The 4,680-nt window shown below is 71.2% G+C and carries 4 protein-coding genes and 2 pseudogenes; 2 read left to right on the forward strand and 4 right to left on the reverse strand.

Annotation, left to right across the window (positions count from 1 at the left end):
- Both G3573_RS20145 and G3573_RS20150 read right to left on the reverse strand, forming a co-directional pair.
- Window positions 1-790: pseudogene (locus G3573_RS20145) on the reverse strand (two-component sensor histidine kinase); the annotation flags it as partial.
- The gene (locus G3573_RS20150; protein WP_163263459.1) at window positions 787-1,521 is read right to left on the reverse strand and encodes a response regulator; all 735 of its coding nucleotides are present in this window, start codon (window positions 1,519-1,521) and stop codon (window positions 787-789) included. The pseudogene G3573_RS20145 and the gene G3573_RS20150, both read right to left, overlap by 4 nt.
- 167 nt (window positions 1,522-1,688) lie before the next feature.
- On the opposite strand from G3573_RS20150, the gene G3573_RS20155 reads away from it, so the two are divergent.
- Window positions 1,689-2,306 carry an EF-hand domain-containing protein gene (locus G3573_RS20155; protein ID WP_163263460.1) on the forward strand — a complete coding sequence of 206 codons (618 nt, stop codon included), beginning with the start codon at window positions 1,689-1,691 and terminating at the stop codon, window positions 2,304-2,306.
- A gap of 163 nt (window positions 2,307-2,469) precedes the next feature.
- Window positions 2,470-3,936: an amino acid permease gene (locus G3573_RS20160; protein WP_163263461.1), complete on the forward strand. Its 1,467-nt coding sequence runs from the start codon at window positions 2,470-2,472 to the stop codon at window positions 3,934-3,936.
- Window positions 3,937-4,035: 99 nt separating this feature from the next.
- On the opposite strand, the gene G3573_RS20165 is transcribed toward G3573_RS20160, so the two are convergent.
- Both G3573_RS20165 and G3573_RS20170 read right to left on the reverse strand, forming a co-directional pair.
- A complete protein-coding gene (locus tag G3573_RS20165; protein ID WP_163263462.1) occupies window positions 4,036-4,434 on the reverse strand; it encodes a DUF6491 family protein in 399 nt (132 codons plus the stop codon).
- Window positions 4,435-4,467: 33 nt separating this feature from the next.
- A pseudogene (locus G3573_RS20170) lies at window positions 4,468-4,680 on the reverse strand (FAD-dependent cmnm(5)s(2)U34 oxidoreductase); the annotation flags it as partial.

Here is a 4,680-nt window from a genome sequence, read left to right on the forward strand (position 1 = left end):
CCTCGGCCGGGCCGTCGGCGGCCATGGGCGGGGCCTTCGGATCGGCGCCCAGCCGTTCGGCCGCGTCGGCGAAGGCGCCGATCGGGCGGGTCAGGCGGCGCGCCAGCAGCCAGGCCAGGGGCGCCGCCAGCAGCGCGCTCAGGCCGAAGCCCAGCAGCACCTGTCGCTGCCATTCGGTCAGCCACGGCGCGGCCGGCTCGACCACCAGCCAGCGCCCGTCTGCCCGCTGCAGGGCCGCGGCGAAGGGCGGGAACAGCAGCCGGTCGGTGAAGATCTCCAGCCGTCCAGGGCCGGGCTGCAACACGGTCGGTCCGTCGCCGGACCAGGTGAAGGGCGCCGGAGCGGGCGCGCCCTCGCGGGCGTCGGGGGCGGTGCGGACGATCACCACCTCTCGCCGCTCCGCGCGGCCGGCGAAGCCGGCGTGCAGGCGGTGGACACGCTTCAGTTCGGGGCCCAGGCGCACGTCGGCGCGCACGCTCTCGGGGCGCACGCCCAGCTCGCGGGCCAGGGCGCGGGCGATCTCCGGCTCGATCAGGTCGGCGTGCGCGTCCGGCTCGAAGGCCGGCGGGGCGGCCTGCACGCGCACGTTCAGCCGCTGGCCGTTGCGGGCGGTGACCTTCTCGCCGCGCAGGGCGCGCGCCGCCTCGCTCACCGAGAAGCCGGGCGGCGGCGGCTCGGGCAGGTTCAGCACCACCCAGGCGTTGACCGCGCTGGCGGCGGCCAGGATGACCAGCACCAGGCCCAGCACCTGGGCGAACACCGGGGCGGAGGACAGGCGCAGGCGCTTCATCGGCGCGCCACCTCGGCGACGAACATGTAGCCCTCGCCGCGAATGGTGCGGATCAGGTCCGCGCCGGAGCCGTCGTCGAGCTTCTTGCGCAGGCGGCTGACCTGGACGTCCACCGCCCGGTCGAAGGCCTCGCTGGTCGGACCGCGCGCGATGTCCAGCAGCTGATCGCGGCTGAGCACCCGCATCGGCCGCTCCAGCAGCGCGCGCAGCAGGTTGAACTCGCCCGACGACAGCTGGACGTTCAGGCCCCGCGGCGAACGCAACTCACGACGGACCAGGTCCAGCCGCCAGCCCAGAAACTCCAGCCCCTGCGCGCTGGCGGCCGTCTCGGACGCCGGCTCGCCGCGGCGGCGCAGCACGGCGCGCACCCGGGCCAGCAGCTCGCGCGGATTGCAGGGCTTGGGCAGGTAGTCGTCGGCGCCGAGCTCGAGGCCGACGATGCGGTCGGTCTCCTCGCCCATGGCGCTCAGCATGATGACCGCAGGCTTGGCCCGTCCGGCCAGGCGGCGGCAGATCGACAGGCCGTCCTCGCCCGGCAGCATCAGGTCCAGCACCACCAGGTCGGGACCGAAGGCGGCCAGCTTGCGGTCCATCTCGGCGGCGTCGCCCGCCGCGTCGACGCCGTAGCCGTGGCGGGCCAGGAATTCGGCCAGCACGTCGCGCACGCCCGGATCGTCGTCCACGATCAGCACGCGCGCGCCCGCCGCCACCTCAGCCGCTCTCGCCTCCATCCCCGTTCCATGCCCCGCGATCGTCTCGTCGGGATTTCAAGCGTGAAACAAATCCAGGGAAAAGCCGCGAATGCGCGCAGGCCGCGGAAATAACGGCGCAATACCGCCCTGCTCCACTCCACCCGACGCGGGGAGCACGACCCGCCGTACAAGGGGAGACACCTCGGATGAAACTGACCCTCGCTCTGGCCGGGCTCGGCCTGGCCCTGACCGCAAGCGCCGCCCTGGCCGACGAGCCCGCGCCGAAGGTGAAGATGGAGCGCCACGTCATGGTGATCGGCGACGGCGCCGGTCCAGGCAAGCTGGACAAGAACGGCGACGGCGAGATCACCCGCGACGAATTCATGGCCCCGCACGCCGACATCTTCGCCCGGATGGACGCCGACAAAAACGGCAAGCTGTCCAAGGCCGAGCTCGAGAAGGGCGCGTCCTGGACCAGCGAGGACGGATCTGAGCGCCAGGTGTTCATCCACGGCCCGGGCGGTCCCGGCGGTCCCGGCGGCCACGGCCCGATGATGTTCATGGGCGGCCCCGGCGGTCCGGGCGGTCCCGGCGGGCCGGGCGAGCGGCGCGTGGAAATCATCCAGCTCGACCACGCCGGCCACGGCCCCGGCGAGCTGGACGCTGACAAGGACGGCAAGGTCTCCTTCGAGGAGTTCGCCGCGCCGATGAAGGACGCCTTCGAAGCCATGGACGCCGACAAGTCGGGCTTCCTGGAGGAAGGCGAGCGCGCCAAGGGCCCGATCCGCATCGAGAAGCGGGTCGAGAAGTCCGGCGGCAAGTGAGGCCTCGGGCGCTCCGCGTTTTCGCCAGGCGCCGGAGCGCCCTTCTTTGCCCGCGACAAAGCGCAAAACGCGAAGCGGCTTCACCGTAGGGCCCGGCTGGGCCTAGATTGCTCCCGAAACCGGCGCGGCGCGCGCCGAGAAGAACAAAGTACTCGGGGGAACCATGGCGTTCTGGAATCGGACCAAGCCGATCGATACGGCGCACGAGCAGGAAGGCGCGCATCAGCTGCGCAAGACGCTCAGCTGGCCGCACTTGGTGGCGCTGGGCGTCGGCGCCATCGTCGGCACCGGCATCTACACCCTGATCGGCACGGGCGCGGGCCTGGCCGGCCCGGGCGTCATCCTGTCCTTCGCCATCGCCGGCGTGGTCTGCGTGTGCGCCGCCCTGGCGTACGCCGAGATGGCCACCATGATCCCGGCCTCGGGCAGCGCCTACACCTACACCTACAGCGCGCTGGGCGAGCTGCTGGCCTGGATCGTCGGCGTCAGCCTGATCCTGGAATACACCGTGGTGTGCAGCGCCGTGGCGGTCGGCTGGGCCGGTTACGCGACCGGCTTCCTGGAATCGATGGGCGTGCACCTGCCGACCTGGCTGTCGACCGGCTGGATGGCCGACCACCACATCGGCGAGACCTTCGTTTTCGACCCGAACAAGGGCCTGATCAGCCTGCCGGCGATCTTCATCAGCCTGGCCGTCGCTTCGCTGCTGGCGCTGGGGACCCGCGAGAGCGCCACGATCAACAGCCTGCTGGTGGTGTTCAAGATCGCCGCCCTGGCCGTGTTCGTGGCCATCGCCCTGCCGCACTTCGACCCCGCCAACTTCCAGCCCTTCATGCCCAACGGCTTCCTCGCCCACGACGGCGTGCGGCCCGACGGCACCACCGGCAAGGTCGGCGTCATGGCCGCCGCGGCCATCATCTTCTTCGCCTTCTACGGCTTCGACGCGGTCTCCACCGCCGCCGAGGAGACCAAGAACCCCAAGCGCGACCTGACCATCGGCATCGTCGGCTCGATGGCCGTGTGCACCGTGCTCTACATGCTGATCGGCGCCGCGGCGCTGGGCGCCATGCACTTCGACCAGTTCGCCAAGAGCACCGAGCCGCTGGCGCTGATCATGCGCACCCTCGACCAGCCGATGGCCGCCCGCATCGTCGCCGCCGCGGCCGTGGTGGCCCTGCCGACCGTGATCCTGGCCTTCATGTACGGCCAGAGCCGCATCTTCTTCGTCATGGCCCGCGACGGCCTGCTGCCGCGCAGCATGAGCAAGGTCAGCGCCAAGACCGGCACGCCGGTGGTGATGACCTTCTTCACCGCCATCGTGGTGTCGGTGATCGCCGGCGTCTTCCCGCTGGGCGAGATCGCCTCGGTGGCCAACGCCGGCACCCTGGCCGCCTTCATCGCCGTGGCGGTGAGCATGATGGTGCTGCGGGTGAAGGACCCGACCCGGCCGCGCGTGTTCAAGGCGCCGCTGCCCTGGGTGATCGGTCCGGTCGCCGTGCTGGGCTGCCTCTACCTGTTCACCAGCCTGAGCGGGCTGGCCCAGAAGACCTTCTTCATCTGCAACGGCATCGGTCTGGTCGTCTACTTCGCCTACGCCATGTGGAACAGCCGGCTGGCCAAGCGCGCCTGATCCAGGCGACCACCGCAAAAGACTACGGCGCGGACCGCGAGGCCCGCGCCGTTTTCGTTTCAGGACCGGCGTCAGGCCGGAAGGCTCAGGGCCGGAAAATCAGGGCTTGTCCTTCAGGGCCTTGATCTCTTCCTCGGTCAGCTTGCGCATGGCGCGCACCGGGCAGACCTCGGGGCCCATGCCCTGCTGCGGCACGATCAGGTCGAGGTCGATGCCTTCGCACACGAAGCTGCCGCCGCGCGCGCGCAGGCCCACGCCGTGCGCCCAGTCGACGTTCGAGCAGCGCCCGAGCATCTGCAGCTCGAACACGTCCTTGGCGCCGGTGCGGACATAGACCTTGTCCTCGCCGTCGGCGGAGAAGTTGCGCACCTGGTCGGTGTGGAAGCAGGCCCGCTTGGGCTTGGCCTCGGTCGAGGCCGGCTTGGCCCCGTCGGCCGCGCAGGCGGTGGCGACGAGCGCCCCCAAGGCGGCGGTGAGCACGAGAAGCTTATGACGCATGCTGGTTTCCCCTAGGCCCCACCCTGCGGGAGATCATAGGTCTTCCAGCTTCACCGTGGAAGTGAACCGCGAAGCTTCCAGCCGGGCGGCCAAATCGGCCGGCAAGGGCGAAGGCGCGCCGCAGGCCAGGGCCGCGACGTGCTCGGCCAGCAAGGGCGCGGCCGCGAAGCCGCGCGAGCCCAGCCCGCCCAGCACGAACAGCCCCTCGCCCACCGCCCCGCACAGGGGCAGGCGGTCGGGCGTGAC

The organism is Caulobacter sp. 17J65-9, from assembly GCF_010975005.1.
GTDB lineage: Bacteria > Pseudomonadota > Alphaproteobacteria > Caulobacterales > Caulobacteraceae > 17J80-11.

Coding starts and splice junctions, on each gene's coding strand:
- G3573_RS20150 (WP_163263459.1), bottom strand. CDS start 1,521: ATGGAGGCGAGAGCGGCTGAGGTGGCGGCGGGCGCGCGCGTGCTGATC.
- G3573_RS20155 (WP_163263460.1), top strand. CDS start 1,689: ATGAAACTGACCCTCGCTCTGGCCGGGCTCGGCCTGGCCCTGACCGCA.
- G3573_RS20160 (WP_163263461.1), top strand. CDS start 2,470: ATGGCGTTCTGGAATCGGACCAAGCCGATCGATACGGCGCACGAGCAG.
- G3573_RS20165 (WP_163263462.1), bottom strand. CDS start 4,434: ATGCGTCATAAGCTTCTCGTGCTCACCGCCGCCTTGGGGGCGCTCGTC.